Genomic DNA, 22,545 nt, shown 5'->3' on the forward strand with positions numbered 1-22,545 from the left:
AAAATCAAAATACGCATGAGACCCCCGAATACACATAACCCCTGAAGTCGAGGTTATGAGCAACGAAGGTCTCAATCAATGCATCATTAACAATAAGGTAAACAACTCACGGCGGATAGTGCCGCCGTTCTGCTCACGGCGCTAGTGTTGCCGCCACCAGATCCACGACGTCTTCAGCCTTGATTGACATCGCAACCTGTTGTTCGGGCTTGTCATCGAACGGGCTCGGCGGGAAAAACTGGCCGGAGGGCTTCTGGATGGTCTGTCCGTCGGCGATACCGCCGCAGACAACCCGTACTGTTCCCGCGCGCAGGCCGAAAAGCTCCGGCGCCACTACATAGACGCAGGCGCAGCTGTCGTGAACGACCATGCCGTCATCCACCTGCTGACTGTAGAAATCGATGTAGGGATCGGAAATCCTGGCCAGCAGCTCCACAGCCGGTCCGCCACGCAACGCAAGGTCCTTCATCGTCGTCCGCGTCATAACGGTCTGGATCGTAACGTCGAGACCGACGATGACGACCTTCCAGGGCGCGGTGAAAATGGCGTCGGCAGCTTCCGGATCGCCGTGAATATTGGCCTCGGCCGCCGGCGTTACATTGCCGTTGCGCTCAAACGCGCCGCCCATGACAACAACCTGCTTCACAAGTCCGGCAATTTCCGGATCACGCGCAAGCGCCACGGCCAGATTGGTCATGCGCCCCACGGCCACGATTTCGACCTCGCCCGGATTGGCGCGCACGGTGTCGATGATGAACTGCCAGGCCGGCCGCGGATCGAGCGGTACATCGTCAACGGTCTCCGGCACTTCGATGTCGCCGAGGCCATTCACGCCATGCACAACGACGGGCCACGGGGCCATCGGCCGCGCCGGGTCATAGGTCACATCCGCACCGCGCGCGACAGGGGCAGAAATACCGAACTCCCGCTTCAGAAACAGCGCATTGCGGGTGGTCGTGTCGGCAGAGGCGTTACCGAAGACCGACGTGATGCCCAGAAGATCGATATCGGGGTGACGCTCGAGAAAGAGCAGCGCCATGGCATCATCGATACCCGGGTCCGTGTCGAAAATAACCTTGTGCATGAAAACGAATCCTGCTTTGTGAAAAACGTTAACCGGCATGTGCGCGGCCCGTGAAACGGCCTACACGATCCGGGCGAAAAAGAAAACGCCGCGCGGCGCCATGCGCTGCTTCCATGACTTTGCCGGAGTTCGATCGGCCGTGTTCGAAGCCAGTCCTGATCTGCTGCTGATTCTGTTCGCGGCGGCCTTTGTCGCCGGTTTTGTCGACTCAATCGCCGGTGGCGCTGGGCTTATCACCATTCCTGTCATGCTGATCGCCGGCATCCCGCCATTGCAGACGCTTGGCACCAACAAGCTGCAGGGGATATTCGGCGCCGCTTCGGCGACGATATCCTATGCGCGCGGCGGCCGGGTGGCCCCGCGGACCCAGTGGCCTATGGCGCTCCTTGCCTTTGCCGGCGGCGCTGCGGGCGCAGTTCTCGCAACGATCATTTCCGGCGATATCCTGCTCGCCGCCCTGCCCGTCCTGCTGGTTGGTATCGGCCTTTACTTCGCGCTGCGCAGTGGACTTGACGACACCGACCGCCTCCAGCGTCTTTCCGTCCCGTTCTTCACGGCTGTCATTGTTCCGGCAATCGGATTTTATGACGGGTTGTTTGGCCCCGGAACCGGTTCCTTCTTCATGATCGCCTTTGTCACGCTTGGCGGGCTGGGCATGCTGAAAGCGACGGCCCGGACAAAGCTGTTGAACCTGTCCTCCAATCTCGGAGCCTTCGTGGTCTTTGTGGCAGGTGGAGCGATACTCTGGAAAATCGGTCTGATCATGGGCGTCGGCCAGTTTATCGGCGCACAGACCGGTTCCAGGCTTGCCATGCGGCGCGGCGCGAAGATCATTCGACCGCTACTTGCGATCTCAAGCCTCGCCATGGCGGCGAAGGTATTCTTCGATGAGAAAAACCCGCTATATCAATTAATTATGATGTAGACTTCACCTGAATTGGTAAGCCCGCAGTCATAAAAATCACCGAACTGGCGGCTGCGGCAAGCTGCTGGTTCAATCGTCCGGCCTCATCGCGAAACCGGCGGGCCAGCGCATTGTCGGGCACAATGCCGAGACCGACCTCATTGGCAACGACAAACAGCGGGAAGCGGCATTTGGCCGTGAAATCGGCCAGCTGTGCGCCCGCAGCTTCGATATCGTGATCTGCGAGAAGGAGATTGGTGACCCACAGCGTCAGGCAGTCGACAACAACGACAGGACGTGGGCGCGATGAGAGCTGCCCGAGACACTCGACCAGCGCGATCGGGGCTTCATGGGTCTGCCAATCGGGGCCCCGCGCGGCGCGATGATGCGCAATCCGGGTTTCCATTTCAGGGTCAAGCGCCTGCGCCGTCGCCACGTAATGGAGGTCGTTGCCTTCAGCTCTGGCTAGCATTTCGGCGTGACCTGATTTTCCCGAACGCGCGCCGCCCAATATCAGGTAAACGGGATTCGCGGGCACCTGAGGTCGCACATTCTGCCTCGATCTTTTCTGCAGACAAATATCTGATAGCGGCGATCCAAAGCCGTGGGCGTTTCTTATGGTGGAAACAAACGGGATACCGCGCGCCGGAAAGCCGTTTTGAAATGAAAGCGGACGATTCGTAGAAAAAGAGGCGTCCGCGCTGCTGATCACTTCAGGGGCCAGTGTCCAGAGACCATCCCCGAATCTGTGCCAACCGCTATTCCGGCGCACCGGCATTATAGCGTCCCGCCGGGAGTTCCGCAATGATTGGGGTGCGCGCATCCGCTGCTCAGATGGCCTGCTCAACCCTGACCGCGACATCCTCTGAGAGCCAGGCTTTCCAGACATCGGGATAGTTTTCCAGAAAATGGCGCGCACCAGCCTCGTTGCCGGCATTGTTCGTGCTCATCCAGGCCAGAACTTCACTCACCGTCCCGTTGCCCCAGGACCGGTTGTTGAAATAGGTCATCAGCTCAGGATAGCTTTCGACGAAGGCTCCCGACACCAGGGTGTAGACAGCTGAAACGGGATAAGCATTCAGCTTCGGATCAGCACATTCGGGAATAATGGTGCAGCGATCCCATTCCTGCTTGCTGAATTCGACACCGAAACTCAGCTTCACCATGTCATATTCGCCAAGCAATGCGGTCGGCGCCCAATAGTAACCGAGCCAGCCCTGCGTCTCCTCGAAGGCCCGCGCTATGGAAGCATCGAGCGCTTCGCCGGATGCGGCTTCAACCAGCTCAAAGCCGTTCGCCGAACCGTCGAGAGCGCGAAACAGGTTTTCGGTCGAGACCCGACAGGCCCAACCTTCCGGACAGTTGAAGACTGCGGGGACCCCGCCAGCCTCTTCGGGCGCGAACAATTCCGGGTGTTTCAGCGCCTCCTGGACCGTTACGATGGAAGGATGCGCGTCTGCCAGGAATTTCGGGATCCACCAGCCCTGAACACCGCCCTCGCTGAGCAGCGGCGCGGCGAAAGCCACGCGCTTGTCGGCGACCGCCTCATCAAAAGCCGGTGTGGCGCTTTCGAACCAGAACTCGGGGATAACATCCGGCTGCCCGGATTCGATTATGGTTTCCACTGTGCTTTCGTTGTCGCCCTCGATCAGGCTCACCGCGCAACCAAATCCGGTTTCCAGAATCAACCGGTCTACCCAAGCAGCAAGGCCCGCTGAAGCCCAGTTCAGCTCGGCGATCGAAACATCACCGCAGTCCTCCCCGGCCCGGGCAAAGTCGGCCGTAAGCGCCAAGGCACTCGAAAAGACAATCGCTGTTGCAGCATGCGCTTTCATGACTTTGTTTATGCCCTCTCTGCGAATTCCGTTCCGGCCCTCGTGAGCACTTACACACATACATTGTGGTGTGTTTGAGGCTGCGAGCTCCCTCTCAAGGCCAGACTAGAGCGTTTCCGCTGCGATTTGAAGCTGTTCAATCGTTCCGCGCCGGCGAAACCATCAACGCGTAGGGCGACGCCCCCTCCAGAAAAGCGGTGCCAAATCGACATTATTCGCGGATGCTAACCAAGCGGTAAGGTTCTGGCGCTAGAAAAACAAAGCGGATGGCTGCGCGGCAATGAAAGCCCGGACATTTTGAGTATTTGCGTGGTACGGGTGCCGTTTCAAGGTACTGCGTATGCAGCCTCCGCCAGCGTTATTTTGGCGATTTTCAGCGTTCGTGAAACCAGAGCAGACCATGCCGGCCCGCTCAATGGACCGTCAACACGCTGAATTGAGGTGCCGCCGGAACCTGGCCCTATGGGCCAGGCTGGGAGCCGCTCCCGTCCGGCTAAGCAAACCCCTCAACTAAGACATTCGAGCCTTGGAGCGAGGCTTCTTCATGCGACTGTTTTCTGCCTGAATGCTTTCACATGCGCCATAAAGCATGACAGCTGCGTCGCTGTAGCCCAGCCGCGTGGCAAGGGACATCGCAGCCTCGATCAGTTCAAACAAATAGTCCGGATTTTCGGAAATCAGGCTGACGGGCTCGTCCTGACCTAGATTGATGAGACTAGCTGACATGTGTCGTCTCCCTCGGCAGACCCGCACAAGAACGAATATACATCATTGTTATATCCCAATTTTATCGGAAGGGCGCGGAGCCAAATAGATGACTGCCGCAACCAATCGGTTTCGACTGCGTTGCAATGTAACCCGCCTGATAATTTTAGAAAAAAGCACGGATTCAGGTATCTATTGACCTGCTCCAGCTGACCGCAAGTACCGCGTAAGTTGTACAACGTAATTATCCACAACCAGACCCAGTATTGCGATTTTTTTGTTTATGAGCCTGAAATTATCATTAAACAATGTCATTGTCGATACGTTCAAGCTTTGAAACCAAATAGACCTCATGAAGGTACGATAGTATATCCACAATTCTGCAACCTTGGCGCGCTATTGAGCGGACTTTATAGCAGACACATCGGCGCAGTTGGGCCATATTGTGCTTTTGAAAAAACAGTGCGGATCGGCCTTTGTGATCGCTCGCTCAACCACGAGTGCGAGATACCGCCATGGTGCCGGCCCTGCCCTTCATTGACCGCCTCGCGTCGGAAAACCGATAACCATAATTCGTGACGGATGCCGTTTTAATCGGGAGAATGCTTATGAGCAAAACAGTTGAAGTGGATGAACTCGTAGTTCATCTGCGCCCCCTCGCCTCTGCGAGCAACCGCCAGCTCGTGGCCCTCGCCGGCCCTCCGGGGGCGGGCAAGAGCCATGTTGCCGACCTGCTTTTTTCCAGGCTGAACGAGCTACTGCCGGGGAAAACCCAGATTCTGCCGATGGACGGTTTTCATTACGATGACATGGTGCTGCAAGCGCGCGGCACCCTGCCACGCAAGGGCGCGCCACATACATTTGACACTGGTGGTCTGCTCTCGGTTCTGAAACGCATCCGGGCCGATGATGGTGAAGAGGTCGCTGTTCCGGTGTTTGACCGGTCCATTGAAATAGCCAGGGCCGGTGCTCGCATCATAGGCCCTGAGGCACGCCTGATCATCGCCGAGGGCAACTACCTGATTCTCGATGAACCGCGCTGGAAGCCGGTTGCGGCGATGTTCGACCAGACCGTTTTCATCGACGTCCCCGAAAACGTGCTTCGAGAGAGGCTGTCGGCGCGATGGGCGCATTACACGCCTGAACAACGGGTCCACAAATTGGAGGAAAATGACCTGCCAAATATGCGCCTAGTGATCTCGAACAGTCAGCCTGCCGATTTCCGCCTCAACACTATCTGACAAATCATGGGAGACAGATTCTGTCGGATGTGAGATATTTCTCAGTCACGCTGGCAAAGAACTCGAATTTGTTACGACATAGCGGGCACACCGGTCGGCTTCATGTTCTGGCTTGGACGTCGCCGCGAAGTGCGGGCCGGAAGAGGTACACATCGCCCTTCAGCTTCACATGTGGCCAGACCGGAACGGTTCAGACCTTGGTTTGCCTGATGGCAGAGGAACAGCGCATGACCCATGATCGCATTACAGAAACCATCACCTGGCATTCGGACAACCCGCACCTGACAGGCAATTTCAGGCCGGTCGGGAACGAGATTGATGGCGGTCCGTTAGAAGTCGTCGAGGGCCATATTCCGAAAACACTTGCCGGTACCTACATCCGCAACGGGCCAAATCCGCGTTACGAGCCAAGTTCTTATAACTACCCGCTCGAGGGCGATGGCATGCTCCACGCGATCCGCTTTGAAGGCGGCAAGGCAAGTTACTGTAACAGATATGTCCGCACACGTTCCTTCGAGATCGAGGATATGGCAGGTCACGCCGTCTATGGCGGGCTGATGACGCCGCAGCCGGTCGATCCCGGCTTACTCGGCGCCGATGACGACCCTGAAAACCCGTTCAAGGCCTCCGCCTTCATTGGGGTGATGCAGCATGGCGACCACCTGCTGGCGCTCGGCGAGTGCGAGCCGGCATGGGAGATCGGACCGGGGTTTGAGACACGCGGGCCATGGACCGCCGGTACGGACACTCCGATAATTCTCGGTGCGCATAATCGCGTCCATCCGGTTACCGGAGACATGTTCGCCCTCAATTACGACATCGCTTCCCCCATCGTGACCGTTCACCATATCGGTCGCGACGGCCGCCTCCGGCATAGCTTCAATGTCACGCTCGCCGCGTCGAGCATGATCCATGACTTTGTACTCACCGAGCGGTACCTGGTTCTGCTGATCGGACCGGCGGTCTTCGACATGAACGCAATGATGAACGGGGGAGCATTGCTTCAATGGCGGGAGGATCTTGGCACCCGCATCGCAGTGATACCGCTTGATGGCGGCAATGTACGATGGTTTGAGGCAGAGCCTTTTTTCGTGTTTCACTTCGCCAATGGCTTCGAACGCGGCAGCGACATCGTCATCGATTATGTGAAACACCAGAAGCTCTATTTCGGCTACGGCAAACCCAATAGCGAGCCCCCGAAACTACAGCGGCTGGTCCTTGACACCACAACGGGACGGACGCACCAGCACGCATGGTTTGACAAGGTGGCCGAGTTTCCCCGCATCGATGAGCGCCGGACCGCGCTCTCGACCCGCTATGTCTATGCGCCGACTCTGACCGAAACGCTGACCGGGGGAAACGGTGCATCTGCAACATTCAACTGCCTCCTCAGGATCGATACTGAGACAGGTGATATCGCGACCCATGACTTCGGCAATAAGATCGCCGGCGAAGCCGTCTTCATTCCGCATGGCGATGACGAAAGCGAGGGTTGGTTGGCCACATATCTCTTCAAACCGGAAACCGAGACAAGCGAGTTTGTGCTGCTCGATGCCGCACACGTTTCCGAGGAACCTGTGGTTCGCATCCGGCTGCCGCAACGTGTTCCGCAGGGGCTTCACGGAACCTGGGTGCCCGCGTGATCCGGACAAGGCCGTACCAAAAAGTCCAAGGCCTCAAGCCTTCGTCGTATCAACCTCCGGATAGGTGACCGGCTCTTTCTGCAGCGCCGGCACAGGCGCTTCAGCCGTTTCCGTATTCATCGTCATGATGCTGGCGGCGAGACCGATTTTCCTGAATTCGGTTGGGGTGACCCGGAAATAACGGCGGAACACTTTCGCGAAATAATTCGGGTCGGTAAATCCAGCCATACCTGCCACTTCCTTGACGGTATGGTCGCCGCTGGCCAGAAGCCGTGTCGCCTGTTTAAGCCGGCGCAGAAGCACATATTCGGCTGGCGGCATGCCTTCCGATTGCGCAAACAACCGCGAAAAATGCGAGCGGCTGAAACCCGAGACTTCCGCCAGCCTGTCCACCGGCAACGGCTTTGCCAGATTGGCGTCTATATGATGGGTAACGCGCTGCATCGCCCGACTCTCCACCGGCGGGATGGTGTGGGCGCCAAAGACGTCATCATAAAGCAGCATGGTGACTTCGTAGGCAACGGCCGAGGCCCGCGCCGGCGTGTCGGTTTCCGATGAAAGCAGCCGACCGAGGCAATCGGCGAGCTGGTCGACGGTCTTCTCCTTAAGCTTCAGCACCGGGCCGGCTGTTGCCAGCACGGCCTTTTGAATGCGCATCGCTTCCTCGCCATTGAGTGAAATCCAGAAAAATTCCCAGTTGCCCCCCTCTTCCAGCCAGTAACGGTGATTGTGCGGAATGAGGGTGAGCATGGTTTCCCCGGCCTGATCCGAAGCGTCTGGTTTTCAAAACGCAGATTTCCCGCGCCTGCGATCGTGTACTGGATCACAGAAAACGGGCTTTGGCCCCGCCGCCGGCCGTCCCACTGATAATCCGGTCGGGTGCGAATTTCATAGCCGGCGCTGACTGGCATCGCATGCAGATCCTGATGGCCACGTGGCAGTGAAATCAACCGCCCGATCGGTGCTCTTTTTCGTAATTCCTGCAGCACAAAATTACCCATGAAAGCACAATCCCTCTCTGTGATGTCCTCAGGACTGCTGCATAATGCGTATCGGGAGTTTGAAACACAAGCGCTACAGGCAAAGAACATCTGTCAGGATCGACGCTCTCCGTCGGTTTGCGGTGGTTCAGCTAGTCCTGCCTGTTGCATTGGATTTTACCCTGTTTGTTGGTTCTTGTTTCAGGGAGGCGGCTATGAGCGCGTTCAAAATAGCCATTATCGGCGCTGGCAGCGTCGGATTCACCAAAACGCTTTTCAAGGATATCCTGTGCGTTCCCGAGTTTGCCGATATCGAAGTTGCTTTGACCGATGTCAGCGAAAAAAATCTGACGATGGTCAAGACCATCCTGGAAAAAATCGTCGCGGCAAACAATCTGCCGACAACCATCACCGCAACCACTGATCGCCGCAAGGCAATCGAAGGCGCACGATATGTGATTTCCTGCGTGCGTGTCGGCGGACTTGAGGCCTATGCGGAGGATATCCGCATACCGCTGAAATACGGCGTCGACCAGTGCGTCGGTGACACCATCTGCGCCGGCGGAATTCTCTATGGTCAGCGCAACATTCCGGTCATCCTGGATTTCTGCAAGGATATCCGCGAGGTTGCCGAGCCGGGCGCCCGCTTCCTCAATTATGCCAACCCGATGGCGATGAACACATGGGCGGCCACTGAGTATGGCAAGGTCGATACGATCGGTCTGTGCCACGGTGTTCAGCACGGTGCCGAGCAGATCACGGAGGTTCTCGGCGCCGAGCCAGGCGAGCTCGATTATGTCTGCACCGGCATCAATCACCAGACATGGTTCACCGATCTGCGTATCAATGGCCGGAAGATTGAAAAAGACGAACTGATCGCTGCCTTTGAAGCGCATCCGGTCTTTTCAAAGCAGGAGAAGGTTCGCATTGATGTGCTGAAACGCTTCGGCGTCTATTCGACCGAAAGCAACGGTCACCTCTCCGAATATCTGCCCTGGTACCGCAAACGCCCGGAAGAAATCACCCGCTGGATCGACATGTCGGAATGGATCCATGGTGAGACCGGTGGGTATCTTCGCTTTACAGCCGAAAATCGTAACTGGTTTGAAACGGAGTATGACGGGTTTCTTGAGGATGCAGCCCAACCGATCGATCCGAAGAAGCGCTCCAGTGAGCATGCCAGCTATATTCTTGAAGGGTTGGAGACGGGACGGATCTATCGCGGCCACTTTAACCGCAAGAACAATGGCGTAATCACCAATCTGCCGGATGACTGCATCATTGAATCACCCGGATTTGTGGATCGCTTCGGCCTCAACATGGCGGCGGGCATTACCCTGCCAGAAGCCTGCGCTGCGACGTGTATGGCGTCTGTGAACGTGCAGCGTATGTCAGTCCATGCGGCTGTGACAGGCGACCTCGATCTGCTCAAGCTCGCAGTCCTGCACGACCCGCTGGTCGGCGCCGTCTGCACACCGGAGGAGGTCTGGCAGATGGTGGACGAGATGGTCGTCGCTCAGGCCGAATGGCTGCCGCAATATGCTCATGCAATAGAAGACGCGAAGGCGCGACTTGCCAAGGCAACCGTCAAGACGCGCGATTGGGATGGTGCCGCACGGCGTCAGATCCGCTCGGTCGACGAAATGCGTGAGGAAAAGGAGGCCGAGCGCGCAGCGGCCAACGCCTGAATTGATCTCAGCATACCGGTTCGGCTTCGCGTCGGACCGGGCTATCGTGTTCCGGTGGCTTGTGGGTAGGAGCCTCGCTGGCGGGACAATCGGCGAAAGGCGTTTGGCCTTCGCTTTCAGTGTCAACAAGGGAGGACGACACGATGACATCTCACCTTGCTTCCCGGCGTATAGCCAGCTTTCTGGCCGCCGGGATATCAACCCTTGCACTATCTTCAGGCGCATTCGCTTCGGAGATGACGGTCGTGCCGGAGCAACCGGAATTCCCGGCGCAAACCAAGATTACCTATGTGCCGCGTGACGCGATTGCGGAGTTTCGCTCGCTGCCGTCATATTCCGAACCGCAATGGGTAACGGAGAAATTCGTCGACGCCCGCAAGCTGCCACCGGTTGACGAACGCCTTCCCGCTGAACCGCTTGTTTTCAAAACAGGTAACATGCCGGATGGCATCGGCGTTTACGGCGGCACACTGCGTCATGTCATCGGCGGCCGGCCGGAGGGCTGGAACTATCAGGCCGGTCAGAGCACTGGCTGGGGTGGCATCGACATCGGCATGTTCGAATGCCTGACCCGCACGGCTCCGCTTTATCAGGTGGAAGCCAGCGACATGGAGCCTCTGCCGAACCTGGCCAAAAGCTGGGAATGGTCGGAAGATGGTCACACGCTGACCATGCAGCTGATTGAAGGTGCCAAATGGTCCGATGGCGTTCCGTTCACCTCTGAAGATGTGATCTTCATGTGGGAGGACAATATCGTCGACCCCAACGTCTCGCCGCTCAATGGCGCCACCCGCGAACGGTTCGGCTCAAACACAACACTGACGGCGATTGACGACTACACCGTCGAATGGACCTTCGAAGAAGAGTTTCCGCGACAATATCTCTTCAACATGGCCTATGGCGACTTCTGCCCCGGCCCTGCGCATATGCTGAAAACAAAGCATCCCGCCTATGCCGATACGACCTATGATGAGTATCGCAATGGCTTCCCGCCGGAATTCCTGAACTGGCCGGTCATGGGCGCCTGGGCTCCGGTGGAGTACCGCTCGGACGATATCATCGTACTGCGCCGTAACCCCTATTACTGGAAGGTCGACGAGGAAGGTCACCAACTGCCCTATATCGACGAACTGCATTACAAGCTCTCGACATGGGCAGATCGTGACATCCAGACGATCGCTGGCTCCGCCGATCTCTCCAACCTCGAGCAGCCTGAAAACTTTGTTGTCGCACTGCGTCGCGCAGCAGAAGAAACGGCCCCTGCAAGGCTCGCCTTCGGTCCGCGCCTGATCGGCTACAACATGCGCATGAACCTGTCCGGCAATGGCTGGGGTGAGCCTGATGAACGGGGCGAAGCCGTGCGCGAGCTCAATCGCAATCCCGAGTTCCGCAAGGCCGTGACCATGGCGATTGACCGGCAGGCGCTCGGCGATTCTCTGGTACGCGGTCCGTTCACCGCGATCTATCCAGGTGGGCTGAATTCGGGGACAAGCTTCTATGACCGGGATTCTACCTACTACTATCCCTATGACCCGGACGGCGCAAAAGAGATCCTGGCGTCTCTCGGGCTGAAAGACACCGACGGCAACGGCTTCGTAAACTGGCCGGAAGACAAACTCGACGGTCAGGATGTCGATATCGTCCTGCTCTTGAGCTCGTCCTACAACACCGACGTCAACCTTGCCGAAGGTGTCATCGGTCAGCTTCAGCAAGTGGGCCTGCGCGTCGTGCAGAACTCGATCGAGAACAACCAGTATGAATCTGTCCGTTATGGCGGTGATTTCGACTGGTTCATCATGCGTAACCCGCCCGAGCTGGCATCTGTTGTTCAGGGCACCACCTCGCTGGCACCTGTCGGCCCACGCACCAGCCATCATCATCGCGCTGGCCCCGACGGAACGGTTGACCTGATGCCATATGAAGAACAGCTCGTCGGCATCGTCAACCAGTTCATAGACACCGACGACGATGCGGAGCGTGCAGAACTGATGAACCGGTATCAGGAAGTGGCGACACAGAATGTCGATACGATTGGCCTGACTGAATTCCCCGGGGCACTGATCGTCAACAAACGCCTCGACAATGTCGCCGCCGGTGCGCCGATCTTCATGTTTAACTGGGCTGAAGATGCCATCATTCGCGAACGCATGTTTGTGCCAACTGCTGATCAGCAGGACCTTCAGCTGTTCCCGGAAACCCTGCCCGGTGAACCGGGTGCCGACGGCCCGGTCAGCGGCTGACGGCATGGCGGCCCATCAGGGCCGCCGCCAAAACCTGGGGCCGGCACCCGCCATTCTCATGGGGCGCGCCGGCCCCGCCATAGAGCGCTGTGTGCACATTGACCCGCAAAACCGCTCTATAAATCGAACAGAGTGCATCGCCGGAAACCGGACCTCCGCGAAGATGCATAAATGGGATGCAGGGACCAATGGCACGATTTCTCTTTAACCGGATCATGTCGGGGCTGATGCTGCTCTTCGTGCTCAGCATTGTGACTTTCGTCATCATTCAGGCTCCGCCCGGAGACTACAGCGACTATATTCGCTCCCAAGCGATCAATCAGGGCGGCGCGTCCTTTGAACAGGCCGACCAGCAGGCTCAGGCCTATCGCGAAACACATGGCCTCAACGACCCGCTTCCCGTGCAATATCTGAACTGGGTGACGGGCATCGTCTTCCATGGGGATTTCGGCCAGAGCCTTTACTACAACAAACCCGTTTCCGACGTCGTTGCCGAACGGCTGCCGCGCACGCTGGCGCTGGCGCTGACCTGCCACATACTCGCATCCATCCTCGGCATCGGTTTCGGCATTGTAGCGGCGACACGACAATATAGCTGGATCGATACGGCGCTGTCCGGGGTCGCCTTTCTCGGCATGACGGTGCCACGCTTCCTGATGGCGCTGATCATCGTCTATATCCTCGTCTTCCATTTCGACGTCAGCGAGGTGGGCAGTTTCTTCTCGCCGCAATATGGCGGTGCGCCCTGGTCATGGGGCAAGCTCGTCAACCTCCTGCAGCATGTTTGGCCGGTCGTCGCCATCGCCACATTCGGCGGGCTCGCCTACAATATGCGGGTTATGCGCGGCAATCTGCTCGATACACTCAATATGCAGTATGTGGAGACAGCGCGCGCCAAAGGGCTTTCCGAGCGCAAGGTAATCATGCGCCATGCCGTGCCGAATGCACTGCACCCGCTCGTGGCGTATCAGGGCGTGGTCCTGCCCTACATGCTGACCGGTGAAATCGAAGTCGCGATCATTTTCGCGCTGCCAACCGTTGGCCCGGCGATTGTCGGCTCCATGCAGGTCGGTGATGTCTATGTCACGGCAACCTTCATGCTGCTGCTTTCCGCCATGCTGCTGATTGGCAACATCATCGCCGACCTGCTGCTTGTAGCGCTGGATCCGCGTATCAGACAGACCGGGAGAGCGACGGTATGACCGATAATATTCTCCAAACCGTAGATGCCGTCAAAGAGCCGGACGCGAACAAGAACGAGACCTACCTTGCTTTGGTCTGGCGTCGTCTGAAACGATCATTTTCCGGCATGATGGGACTGGTGCTGGTTTGCTTTTTGCTGCTCACCGCCGTGTTCGCTGATTTTCTGTCACCGGCAGACCCGCGCGTAACCGGGCAAGCCTATCAGCCGCCGCAAACGGTAACGGTGTTCGGCAAGGATGGCGAGTTCGTATTTCCGCCGCGCGCCTACCCCCTCGGTGACACCGGCGAGCTCGACCCGATCACCTTCCAGCCTCTGGTCGGCAAGGATTACGCCAATCCGCAGATCGTCGGTTTGTTCGTTAAGGGCGCGCCGTACAAGCTTTTAGGCTTCATTCCCGCCAACCGGCATCTCATCGGAGCAACCAATGGCACCGTCATTCACTTCCTTGGCACAGACAAGCTTGGCCGCGATGTGCTGTCACGCATCCTCTACGGTTCACGGATTTCGCTTCTGATCGCTCTCACCGTGGTCTCGGTGGTTACTGTGGTTGGAACCTCCGTCGGCATGACCTCCGGTTATTTTGGCGGCCCGGTGGATGCCTGGATACAACGCTTTGTCGAACTGGTTCTCGCCTTTCCGCAACTGCCCTTCTATCTGGCGCTTGCATCGCTCATTCCGGTGACCGCGCCAACCAAGATCTTTCTGGGGTTCGTCATCGCCGTGATGTCGGCGCTTGGCTGGGCGCAGATGTCGCGCGAAGTGCGTGGCAAGACCCTGGGACTGGTGCGGATGGATTATGTACGCGCGGCCATTGCCGTCGGCGCGACCGACAAGCGCATCATCTTTCGCCACATCCTGCCGAATGTGATGAGCCACGTGATCGTTGCGGTGACGCTCGCCATTCCAACGGTCGTGCTGCTCGAAGCCTTCCTCGGGTTCCTCGGTTTTGCGGTCAAGCCGCCGATGATTTCGTGGGGCCTGATGCTGCGCGACACCTCCAATTATGCGGTGATCGGTGCCTATCCGTGGCTGCTATCACCCGTCGCCTTCGTGCTTCTGACCGTTTTTGCCTTCAATGCCTTTGGCGACGGTCTGCGCGATGCCATCGACCCCTATTGATCAGGAGACGCTTTCAATGACTGACGAACTCAGACATGACACTGCGCCTTCCGAAAGGCGCGACTGGCAGGAAAACAAGGGTCAACCGATCATTGACGCCCGCAATGTTGCCGTCGATATCGCTGTCGAAGACGGCACGGTGAACGCGGTGCGCAACGTTTCCTTCCAGCTTTATCGCGGTGAGACAATCGCCATTGTCGGAGAATCCGGTTCCGGAAAATCCGTCACAGCCCGCACGGTCATGGGCCTGCTGCCCAAACGCGCGACCGTTGGCAAGGGCGCAACAATCACCTATGACGGCGAGGATGTTCTCAAATTCTCCGACAAGCGGCGGCGGCTGATGCGCGGTTCGCGGATTTCGATGATCTTTCAGGAGCCGATGAGCTCGCTGAACCCGATCTACACTATTGGTTCGCAGATCATCGAAGCTATCCAGACCCATCGCCGGGTCAGCAAAAAACAGGCGGAACAGGAGACGCTGGAGCTTCTCAGGCAGGTTCAGATTCCAGAACCCGAAGCGCGCCTTAAACAATATCCGCACCAGCTCTCCGGTGGCCAGCGCCAACGTGTGATGATCGCCATGGCGCTGGCCAACAAGCCAGATGTGCTGATCGCAGACGAGCCGACGACAGCTCTGGATGTTACCGTTCAGGCGCAGATCCTCGGGTTGATCCGGAAGCTGCAGCTCGACCTTGGCATGGCAGTCATCCTGATCACCCACGATTTGACCGTGGTGCGCCATTTCTCAGACTATGTTTACGTGATGAGCGAAGGCGTGGTGCGTGAGCACAACAAAACGCAGCCACTCTTCGCAGACCCGCAACACACCTATACCAGAAAACTTCTCGCCTCCGAACCGAGTGGCGAAGCCAACCCGTTGCCGGAAGGGGGCGAGACTATTCTCGAGGGCCGTGATGTGCGGGTGGCATTCACGCTCAAGACCGGCACATTCTTCAATTCGAGCTACAGCCAGCTTGTAGCGGTGAACGACCTGTCGATAACGCTGAAGAAGCAGGAAACCCTCGGGCTTGTCGGCGAGAGCGGTTCGGGTAAGACCACATTCGGCCAGGCGCTGATGCGGCTGATCCATGCCGATGGCGGGACCGTGCTTTTCGACGACAAGCATATCGAGGGGTTGACCCGCGAGCAGATCAGGCCATTGCGTTCGCGTATGCAGGTAGTGTTCCAGGACCCGTTTTCGTCTCTCAATCCACGCATGACGATTGGCCAGATTATTGAGGAAGGGCTGATCGTCAACGGCATCGGATCATCCGGCAAGGACCGCGACGGGCGGGTGCGCGATGCACTGGTGAGTTCCGGTTTGCCGGGGTCCATCACCCATCGGTTTCCGCACGAGTTTTCCGGCGGTCAGCGCCAGCGCATCGCCATTGCCCGGGCCGTGGCGCTAGAACCGGAATTCATTCTTCTCGACGAGCCGACGTCCGCGCTCGATCTTTCGGTTCAGGCTCAAATCATCGAACTGTTGCGCACACTGCAGCGTGAACGGGGCTTGAGCTATCTGTTTATCTCACATGATCTGAAGGTCGTTCGGGCACTTTGCCACCGTGTCTGCGTCATGCAGCACGGCACGATCGTCGAACAAGGGCCAGTGCGCGATGTGCTGGAAAACCCGCAAACAGAATACACGAAGCGGCTCGTCAAGGCCGCCTTCGAAGTTGCCGCATAATCCAGGAATTAACATATGACCAGACAACCCAAAATCACCTTCATTGGCGCCGGCTCCACGGTCTTCATGAAAAACATCATTGGCGATGCATTGCAGCGCCCGGCACTGAAAGATGCGTCCATCGCCCTGATGGATCTTAATCACGAGCGCCTGGCAGAAAGCGAGATCGTCGCCAGCAAACTTGCCAAGACGCTTGGCTCCAAGGCGCGGATATCCACCCATACAAACCAGCGAGAAGCGCTGGATGGCGCGGATTTTGTCGTCGTCGCCTTCCAGATCGGCGGTTATGAGCCCTGCACTGTCACCGATTTCGAAGTGCCGAAGAAATACGGCCTGCGCCAGACCATTGCCGACACGCTCGGTGTTGGCGGCATCATGCGCGGGCTTCGCACCGTCCCGCATCTCTGGTCGATCTGCGCAGACATGATGGAGGTCTGCCCTGAGGCCATCATGCTGCAATATGTGAACCCGATGGCGATCAACACCTGGGCCATTGCCGAGAAATATCCGAAGATCAAGCAGGTCGGGTTGTGTCACTCGGTACAGGGAACGGCCGGCGAACTGGCCCGCGATCTGGATATTCCCTACGCAGAAATCCGCTACCGCTCTGCCGGCATCAATCACATGGCGTTCTTCCTGAAGTTCGAGCACCGACAGGCAGATGGTAGCTACCGTAACCTCTACCCGGAGCTTGTGCGCGGTTACAGAGAGGGCAGCTTTCCCAAACCGTCTGACTGGAACCCGCGCTGCCCCAACAAGGTGCGCTATGAAATGCTGACCCGGCTCGGCTATTTCGTCACCGAAAGCTCTGAGCATTTTGCCGAATACACGCCCTATTTCATCAAGGAAGGCCGTGAAGATCTGATCGAGAAATTCGGAATCCCGCTGGACGAATACCCGGTTCGCTGCGTCGAACAGATCGCCAAATGGAAGAGCCAGGCAGAGTTGTACAAGAACGCCGATGAAATCAGGGTTGAGCAGAGCAAGGAATATGCCTCCTCGATCATGAATTCGGTCTGGACCGGAGAGCCTTCCGTCATCTACGGCAATGTCCGCAACAATGGCTGCATCACATCGCTACCCGACAATTGCGCGGCGGAAGTGCCATGCCTGGTCGATGCCTCGGGCATTCAGCCAACGTTTATCGGCGACCTGCCTCCGCAGTTGACCGCGCTCATCCGCACCAATGTCAACGTTCAGGAGCTGACCGTTGCAGCGCTTGTCAATGAGAACCGTGAGCACCTCTATCATGCCGCAATGATGGACCCGCACACAGCCGCCGAGCTCGACCTAGACCAGATATGGTCGCTCGTTGATGATCTGCTGATTGCGCATCATGACTGGATCCCGGAATGGGCCCGGATTGCGCAGCAGGCGCGCTCAGCCTGAATACCCCATCGAGAACAGCGATGACCAATTCCTGCCTGTGCAAGGAAGCCATCGCCCGTTCCACTGACTGTTCACTCGAAGCGACCCGGAACACCAGCGGCATCTTGCCGCCGGTCTCCGGATCCGCCCCGAGTGAACAATTGATGCATGCCCTCGCCTGCCTATCTGGTTCCACGCCAACATCGACGGGTGTTTTGCAGGGCCTACCGGCAGAAAAACTTGATCGCATTGCCCCTTCGGGTCACGCTATCCATATTTTCACGGTTTCGTCGCCAAATTTTCCGCCGTTCTGATAGCGCCTTGCAAGCTTCACCAGTGTCCTGGCTGGACGGAAGATGTCCCCGAAGTTGTTTGTCCATGGAGCCGGCGTGGATGATGTCCTGCGTGGCAGACAACAGATCATCCCTGAAACGCTGTCATTTCGCGGGCTGAAGCATTGGTGCGCGTTGTCATTGCGACGAAGTGCTGACAGTTCCTCACCGGATGCGTTTTGTCAGTGGGTGTCGACTGCCAGAACAACCGAGCCACGGACCTTGCCGTCTTCGATCTCGCGATGAGCAACCGCGCAGTCAGACAACGGCATCAGACGGGCTATTCGGTGCTGCAGGCGTCCCATTTCGAGAGCATCCTGAATATCGGAAATCGCATGCGCCTTGGCCTCCTCCGGCATGGCGTAAACGATCACCATACGGATGGTGAGATCGAGATACATCATCTTCAGGAACGGCAGCTGCGGCTCCTTCTCGACCGTCGAGGAATAGGTCGCGATGACACCGTTTGCTGCGATCACCTTCAGCACATTTTCCAGATTGGCACCAAACTCGACGTCAATGACACGATTGATCTTCTCACCGCTGGTAGCTCGAAGAAGCGCTTCCGGCCAGTTGTGGTCGCGATGATTAACGACGATTTCGGCGCCCGCATTGCGGCAGGCATCGGCATCGGCGTCATTGCTGGCCGTCGCAATAACCCGTGCGCCCGCAAGCGCCGCCCACTGAATCGCATAAAAGCCGACGCGCCCCGCACCGCCGGTGACCAGAACCCTCTGGCCTTTGACTGAGCCATCGGCAAAGACGCAGCGATGCGCAGTCATGACGGGAATGCCGAGACAGGCTCCGACCTCGAAACTTGCAGCTTCGGGCAGGCACGGCGCGTGCGCCGATGGCAGCGCTACATAGTTCGCAGCCGTACCGAAACGGCGGCCGTATTGCGCGTTGAATACAAAGACGCGCTCGCCGATACGCGTGTCGGATATGTTCTCGCCAACGGCTTCAATCACGCCCGCGCCGTCACTGTGGGGAACCACATAGCCACCATCAAGGAGGTCTGGAAATGAACCCAAGCGCTTCTTTGTATCGGAGGGATTCACCGCGCTGGTATGAAGCTTAACCAGCACCTCATCGGGACCGGCAACGGGTTTTTCGACTGTCTCGTAAATCAGAACATCGGCGGCAGGGCCGAATTTATCAAACCGTACTGCATACATCGGACGTCTCCTAAACGGGGATGGACAGACTTTCAGTGTGACCGTCGACGGCAATCACCTGACCCGAAACCATGCCGGCGTCATCTGTCGAAAGGAAGACACACATGCGGGCAATGTCATCGGCACTGACGAATTTTCGCATCGAAACCTGTGCCTCGTAAAGGCGGCGCACATCCGCTGCCTCCATGCCCCGGTTCATGGCATCGCGCTCGATCACGCCATCGATGCGCGGACCTTCAACCGAGCCAGGGCAGATCGCATTGACGCGGATACCAAAGGGACCAAGCTCCATGGCCAGCGTCTTTGTCAGTCCGACAATCGCCCATTTCGAGGCAGCATAGGATGTACGGTTCGGATAGCCAAAAAGAGCCGCTGTCGAGGCGATGTTGATGATCGAGCCCCTGCCCCTCGACTTCATCACCGGGACGGCTTTCGTCAGAAAATAGAATGCGCCATTGACATTGACATCCATGGTACGGCGAAAGTCTTCGGGATCAGTGTTCTCGACCGCTGCGTTCATGCCGGAAATGCCAGCATTGTTAACGAGCACGTCAAGCCGGCCACCGGTTTGAGCCAGAATATCCGCCATCACGGCAGCAACTGCCGCCTCATCCGCCACATCGCAAACCAGCGCTGAAGCCTCGGGCATCTCCGCACGAAAGGCCTCAAGCGCCTTCGGGTCGGCATCGCAGATGAAGATGCGAAAACCCGCATCGTTCAAATGCCGCGCGATGGCCTTGCCTATCCCCGACCCGGCGCCCGTAACGAGCGCTGAAGGGCGTGTGTTGTCATTTACCGTTTCGGGCAATGTCGGATCCTTGTTGTATTCAGTTTTCATCGTCACGCCGAGATGACGCCGATCAGGCTCCTTCGGGAACCGCAGATGCCGGCAGGTGCTCTTCCAGCAGCGTCAGCGTATCTTCCAGCCACCCGAGTCGCATTTCGGGCACGGATCGCATCAGAAGTTCGGTGTAGTCGTCAAATGGCGGCGACAGCACTTCCTGCTTGCCGCCGTAACGCACCACTTCGCCTCGATACATCACCGCGATCGTGTCGGCGACTTCACGCACGGCAGCAATATCGTGAGTGATGAAGAGGTATGTCACGCCCTCCTTGAGCTGCAGGTCACGCAGAAGCTTCAAAATGCCCTTTGCCACCAGCGGATCGAGCGCGCTCGTCACCTCGTCACAAATGATCAACTTCGGTTCCGCCGCCAGCGCCCTTGCAATGCAGACCCGCTGTTTCTGGCCTCCGGATAACTCGGCCGGATAGCGATCGATAAACTCCTCGCCCAGCTCGATACGGTCGAGAAGTTTAATCACGCGCTCGCGCTTTTCTTTGCTCTTCAGGCCGAAATAGAACTCAAGCGGACGACCGATGATGGTTCCCACGGTCTGGCGCGGGTTCATCGCCACGTCGGCCATCTGATAGATCATCTGCAGTTCCTGCAGTTCCTGCTTGGACCGCCCCTTGAGTGCGGATGACAGCACCGCGCCGTCAAATTCCACCGCGCCGGTATGCGGTGGCAGCAGCCCGGTCAGAACGCGAGCGAGTGTCGATTTGCCCGAGCCGCTCTCGCCGACGATGGCAAGCGTCGTGCCCGGCTGGACGTCCATGTTGATGTTTTTGAGCACGTCGAAATCGAGTCCGCGATAGCGCGCCGAGATCCCTCTCAGCGTCAGCACCGGCTTTTCATCCGGATCGCGCTCGCGGCGCTCAACATTGATGGCGGCAACCAGGTCCTGGGTATACTCTTCCTGCGGATTGTTGATGATCTGGTCGCAGGTGCCGTATTCGACCGTCTCACCGCCCCGCAGCACCATGATATTATCGGCAATCTGGGCGACGACGGCCAGATCATGGGTGATGTATAGAGCGGCCACGTCAAAGTCGCGGATCGCCTTCTTGATGGCGGCCAGAACGCCAAGCTGGGTGGTGACGTCGAGCGCCGTCGTCGGCTCGTCGAAGACAACAAGGTCCGGTTTCGGACAGAGCGCCATAGCCGTCATGGCGCGCTGAAGCTGTCCGCCGGAGACCTGATGCGGAAAGCGGTCTCCGAAAGTCTCGGGGTCCGGCAGGCCAAGCCGGGTGAAAAGCTCGATTGCACGGGCTTTGGCTTCCGCGCGGGTCATGCGCTTGTGCTTGAGGGTGGATTCGACCACCTGATCCATCAGCTTGCGCGCCGGATTGAAAGCGGCAGCGGCAGACTGGGCCACATAGGTCACTTCCGCCCCACGCGTGGAACGCAGCACCTTGCCCGGTGCCCGCCGCATTTCCCGGCCGTTGAGGCGGATGGAGCCGCCGGTGAGCCGCACACCGCCGCGACCGTAGCCCATGGCGGACAGCCCGATGGTGGATTTACCCGCCCCGGATTCACCGATAAGCCCAAGAACCTTGCCTTTTTCGAGCGTCAGCGAAACACCGTTCACAATGGTGATCTTCTGTGGCTTTTCGCCCGGCGGATAGCTTGTCGCTTCGATCTTCAGGTCTTCGATTACAAGAAGGGGCTCAGCCATTGCGGCCTCCTTTGAGTGAGGTCGTGCGTTCCAATATCCAGTCGGCCACCAGATTGACGGAGATCGCCAGCGCGGCAATGGCAACTGCCGGCAGCAGGGCCGCGGGAATGCCATAGACGATACCGTCCTTGTTTTCCTTCACAATACCACCCCAATCAGCATGCGGCGGCTGGATGCCGAGGCCGAGGAAGGAAAGCGTCGAGACAAACAAGACGACGAAGATGAAACGCATGCCAAGTTCGGCAATCAGCGGCGAAATCACGTTCGGCAGGATCTCGCGAAAGATCACCCAGCTACGGCCTTCTCCGCGAAGCCGGGCCGCTTCGACAAAGTCCATGACGGCAAGATCGGCTGCAACTGCGCGCGACAACCGAAACATGCGGGTCGCTTCCAGCAAGCCGACAACAATGACGAGAACCGGCACGGTTACCGGCATCACCGACAGCACCACAAGTGCAAAAATGAGAGAGGGTATGGCCATGATCAGGTCGACGAGACGCGACAGCGCCTGATCCACCCAACCGCCGATGACGGCGGCAAAGAGCCCGAGCGCCGTGCCAACGACAAAGGCCACCATGGTCGCCGCAATCGCCACAAAAATCGTGGTCTGCCCGCCATAAATCAGACGCGACAGAAGATCGCGGCCGATATTGTCTGTGCCGAGCCAGTGTGCGGCCGAAGCCGGTTCCCAGACATCGCCGACAACCTGGCTCATGCCATAGGGAGCGAGCCATGGCGCAAAAACGGCAGCGAGGAAGAAGGATATCGTGACAATCAGTCCGAAAAGGGCGGGATAAGGGATTCGCTTTATCATGTTCTGCTCC

17 protein-coding genes and 1 pseudogene are annotated in these 22,545 nt (G+C 58.0%); 9 read left to right on the forward strand and 9 right to left on the reverse strand.

Annotation, left to right across the window (positions count from 1 at the left end; genetic code table 11):
* Positions 1-133 precede the first annotated feature (133 nt).
* Positions 134-1,084 carry a nucleoside hydrolase gene (locus AC0L7L_RS08210; RefSeq protein WP_272211335.1) on the reverse strand — a complete coding sequence of 317 codons (951 nt, stop codon included), beginning with the start codon at positions 1,082-1,084 and terminating at the stop codon, positions 134-136.
* Between the two features lie 100 nt (positions 1,085-1,184).
* On the opposite strand from AC0L7L_RS08210, the gene AC0L7L_RS08215 reads away from it, so the two are divergent.
* A complete protein-coding gene (locus AC0L7L_RS08215) occupies positions 1,185-2,009 on the forward strand; it encodes a TSUP family transporter (protein ID WP_473513828.1) in 825 nt (274 codons plus the stop codon).
* Here AC0L7L_RS08215 and cobU read toward each other — a convergent pair.
* The 3 genes from cobU to AC0L7L_RS08230 form a co-directional block, all read right to left on the reverse strand.
* Positions 1,999-2,526, reverse strand: a complete 528-nt coding sequence (gene cobU, locus AC0L7L_RS08220) for a bifunctional adenosylcobinamide kinase/adenosylcobinamide-phosphate guanylyltransferase (RefSeq protein WP_272211337.1) — start codon at positions 2,524-2,526, stop codon at positions 1,999-2,001. The two genes, AC0L7L_RS08215 and cobU, sit on opposite strands and share 11 nt — an antisense overlap.
* 292 nt (positions 2,527-2,818) lie before the next feature.
* A complete protein-coding gene (locus AC0L7L_RS08225; RefSeq protein WP_473513304.1) occupies positions 2,819-3,823 on the reverse strand; it encodes a glycine betaine ABC transporter substrate-binding protein in 1,005 nt (334 codons plus the stop codon).
* Positions 3,824-4,333: 510 nt separating this feature from the next.
* On the reverse strand, positions 4,334-4,549 hold the full coding sequence (locus tag AC0L7L_RS08230) for a hypothetical protein (RefSeq protein WP_473513306.1): 216 nt from the start codon (positions 4,547-4,549) through the stop codon (positions 4,334-4,336).
* Positions 4,550-5,103: 554 nt separating this feature from the next.
* Between AC0L7L_RS08230 and AC0L7L_RS08235 the strand changes: the two genes are divergently transcribed.
* Together AC0L7L_RS08235 and AC0L7L_RS08240 are read left to right on the forward strand one after the other, a co-directional pair.
* Positions 5,104-5,769, forward strand: coding sequence for a nucleoside/nucleotide kinase family protein (locus AC0L7L_RS08235; protein ID WP_473513308.1), 666 nt, complete (start codon positions 5,104-5,106; stop codon positions 5,767-5,769).
* Positions 5,770-5,996: 227 nt separating this feature from the next.
* The gene (locus AC0L7L_RS08240) at positions 5,997-7,412 is read left to right on the forward strand and encodes a carotenoid oxygenase family protein (RefSeq protein ID WP_473513310.1); all 1,416 of its coding nucleotides are present in this window, start codon (positions 5,997-5,999) and stop codon (positions 7,410-7,412) included.
* A gap of 33 nt (positions 7,413-7,445) precedes the next feature.
* On the opposite strand, the pseudogene AC0L7L_RS08245 reads toward AC0L7L_RS08240, so the two are convergent.
* Positions 7,446-8,413, reverse strand: a pseudogene (locus AC0L7L_RS08245) (AraC family ligand binding domain-containing protein).
* Between the two features lie 194 nt (positions 8,414-8,607).
* Between AC0L7L_RS08245 and melA (AC0L7L_RS08250) the strand changes: the two are divergent.
* From melA (AC0L7L_RS08250) to melA (AC0L7L_RS08275), 6 genes are all read left to right on the forward strand, one after another.
* Positions 8,608-10,080, forward strand: a complete 1,473-nt coding sequence (melA, locus tag AC0L7L_RS08250) for an alpha-galactosidase (RefSeq protein WP_473513312.1) — start codon at positions 8,608-8,610, stop codon at positions 10,078-10,080.
* 143 nt (positions 10,081-10,223) lie between these two features.
* Positions 10,224-12,320 carry an ABC transporter substrate-binding protein gene (locus AC0L7L_RS08255; protein WP_473513314.1) on the forward strand — a complete coding sequence of 699 codons (2,097 nt, stop codon included), beginning with the start codon at positions 10,224-10,226 and terminating at the stop codon, positions 12,318-12,320.
* A 188-nt stretch (positions 12,321-12,508) separates the two neighbouring features.
* Positions 12,509-13,522, forward strand: a complete 1,014-nt coding sequence (locus AC0L7L_RS08260) for an ABC transporter permease (RefSeq protein WP_272211347.1) — start codon at positions 12,509-12,511, stop codon at positions 13,520-13,522.
* Positions 13,519-14,643 carry an ABC transporter permease gene (locus AC0L7L_RS08265; protein ID WP_473513316.1) on the forward strand — a complete coding sequence of 375 codons (1,125 nt, stop codon included), beginning with the start codon at positions 13,519-13,521 and terminating at the stop codon, positions 14,641-14,643. The genes AC0L7L_RS08260 and AC0L7L_RS08265 overlap by 4 nt, the downstream gene beginning before the upstream one ends.
* Positions 14,644-14,659: 16 nt before the next feature.
* The gene (locus AC0L7L_RS08270) at positions 14,660-16,330 is read left to right on the forward strand and encodes an ABC transporter ATP-binding protein (protein WP_473513318.1); all 1,671 of its coding nucleotides are present in this window, start codon (positions 14,660-14,662) and stop codon (positions 16,328-16,330) included.
* 15 nt (positions 16,331-16,345) lie between these two features.
* A complete protein-coding gene (gene melA / locus AC0L7L_RS08275; RefSeq protein ID WP_473513320.1) occupies positions 16,346-17,719 on the forward strand; it encodes an alpha-galactosidase in 1,374 nt (457 codons plus the stop codon).
* Positions 17,720-18,212: 493 nt separating this feature from the next.
* Here melA (AC0L7L_RS08275) and AC0L7L_RS08280 read toward each other — a convergent pair whose 3' ends face one another.
* The 4 genes from AC0L7L_RS08280 to AC0L7L_RS08295 are packed head-to-tail and all read right to left on the reverse strand — an operon-like array spanning position 18,213 to position 22,535.
* Entirely contained in the window at positions 18,213-19,205 is a 993-nt protein-coding gene (locus AC0L7L_RS08280; RefSeq protein WP_272211352.1) for an NADPH:quinone reductase, read from the reverse strand.
* A gap of 10 nt (positions 19,206-19,215) precedes the next feature.
* Positions 19,216-20,043, reverse strand: a complete 828-nt coding sequence (locus tag AC0L7L_RS08285; RefSeq protein WP_473513830.1) for an SDR family oxidoreductase — start codon at positions 20,041-20,043, stop codon at positions 19,216-19,218.
* Positions 20,044-20,065: 22 nt separating this feature from the next.
* Positions 20,066-21,721 (reverse strand): ABC transporter ATP-binding protein, encoded by a 1,656-nt coding sequence (locus tag AC0L7L_RS08290; RefSeq protein WP_272211353.1) that lies wholly within the window; start codon positions 21,719-21,721, stop codon positions 20,066-20,068.
* Positions 21,714-22,535 carry an ABC transporter permease gene (locus tag AC0L7L_RS08295; protein WP_272211354.1) on the reverse strand — a complete coding sequence of 274 codons (822 nt, stop codon included), beginning with the start codon at positions 22,533-22,535 and terminating at the stop codon, positions 21,714-21,716. Before AC0L7L_RS08295 ends, AC0L7L_RS08290 begins: the two co-directional genes overlap by 8 nt.
* Between the last annotated feature and the right edge of the window lie 10 nt (positions 22,536-22,545).

The sequence above is a fragment of the Martelella sp. K41-7 genome (genome assembly GCF_055808365.1).

Excerpts from the sequence above, each read along its gene's own strand:
- AC0L7L_RS08210 (WP_272211335.1), bottom strand. The coding sequence starts at position 1,084 with ATGCACAAGGTTATTTTCGACACGGACCCGGGTATCGATGATGCCATG.
- AC0L7L_RS08260 (WP_272211347.1), top strand. The coding sequence starts at position 12,509 with ATGGCACGATTTCTCTTTAACCGGATCATGTCGGGGCTGATGCTGCTC.
- AC0L7L_RS08255 (WP_473513314.1), top strand. The coding sequence starts at position 10,224 with ATGACATCTCACCTTGCTTCCCGGCGTATAGCCAGCTTTCTGGCCGCC.
- AC0L7L_RS08280 (WP_272211352.1), bottom strand. The coding sequence starts at position 19,205 with ATGTATGCAGTACGGTTTGATAAATTCGGCCCTGCCGCCGATGTTCTG.
- melA (WP_473513312.1), top strand. The coding sequence starts at position 8,608 with ATGAGCGCGTTCAAAATAGCCATTATCGGCGCTGGCAGCGTCGGATTC.
- AC0L7L_RS08265 (WP_473513316.1), top strand. The coding sequence starts at position 13,519 with ATGACCGATAATATTCTCCAAACCGTAGATGCCGTCAAAGAGCCGGAC.
- AC0L7L_RS08215 (WP_473513828.1), top strand. The coding sequence starts at position 1,185 with ATGCGCTGCTTCCATGACTTTGCCGGAGTTCGATCGGCCGTGTTCGAA.
- AC0L7L_RS08285 (WP_473513830.1), bottom strand. The coding sequence starts at position 20,043 with ATGAAAACTGAATACAACAAGGATCCGACATTGCCCGAAACGGTAAAT.
- AC0L7L_RS08290 (WP_272211353.1), bottom strand. The coding sequence starts at position 21,721 with ATGGCTGAGCCCCTTCTTGTAATCGAAGACCTGAAGATCGAAGCGACA.
- melA (WP_473513320.1), top strand. The coding sequence starts at position 16,346 with ATGACCAGACAACCCAAAATCACCTTCATTGGCGCCGGCTCCACGGTC.
- AC0L7L_RS08295 (WP_272211354.1), bottom strand. The coding sequence starts at position 22,535 with ATGATAAAGCGAATCCCTTATCCCGCCCTTTTCGGACTGATTGTCACG.
- AC0L7L_RS08230 (WP_473513306.1), bottom strand. The coding sequence starts at position 4,549 with ATGTCAGCTAGTCTCATCAATCTAGGTCAGGACGAGCCCGTCAGCCTG.
- AC0L7L_RS08225 (WP_473513304.1), bottom strand. The coding sequence starts at position 3,823 with ATGAAAGCGCATGCTGCAACAGCGATTGTCTTTTCGAGTGCCTTGGCG.
- AC0L7L_RS08270 (WP_473513318.1), top strand. The coding sequence starts at position 14,660 with ATGACTGACGAACTCAGACATGACACTGCGCCTTCCGAAAGGCGCGAC.
- AC0L7L_RS08240 (WP_473513310.1), top strand. The coding sequence starts at position 5,997 with ATGACCCATGATCGCATTACAGAAACCATCACCTGGCATTCGGACAAC.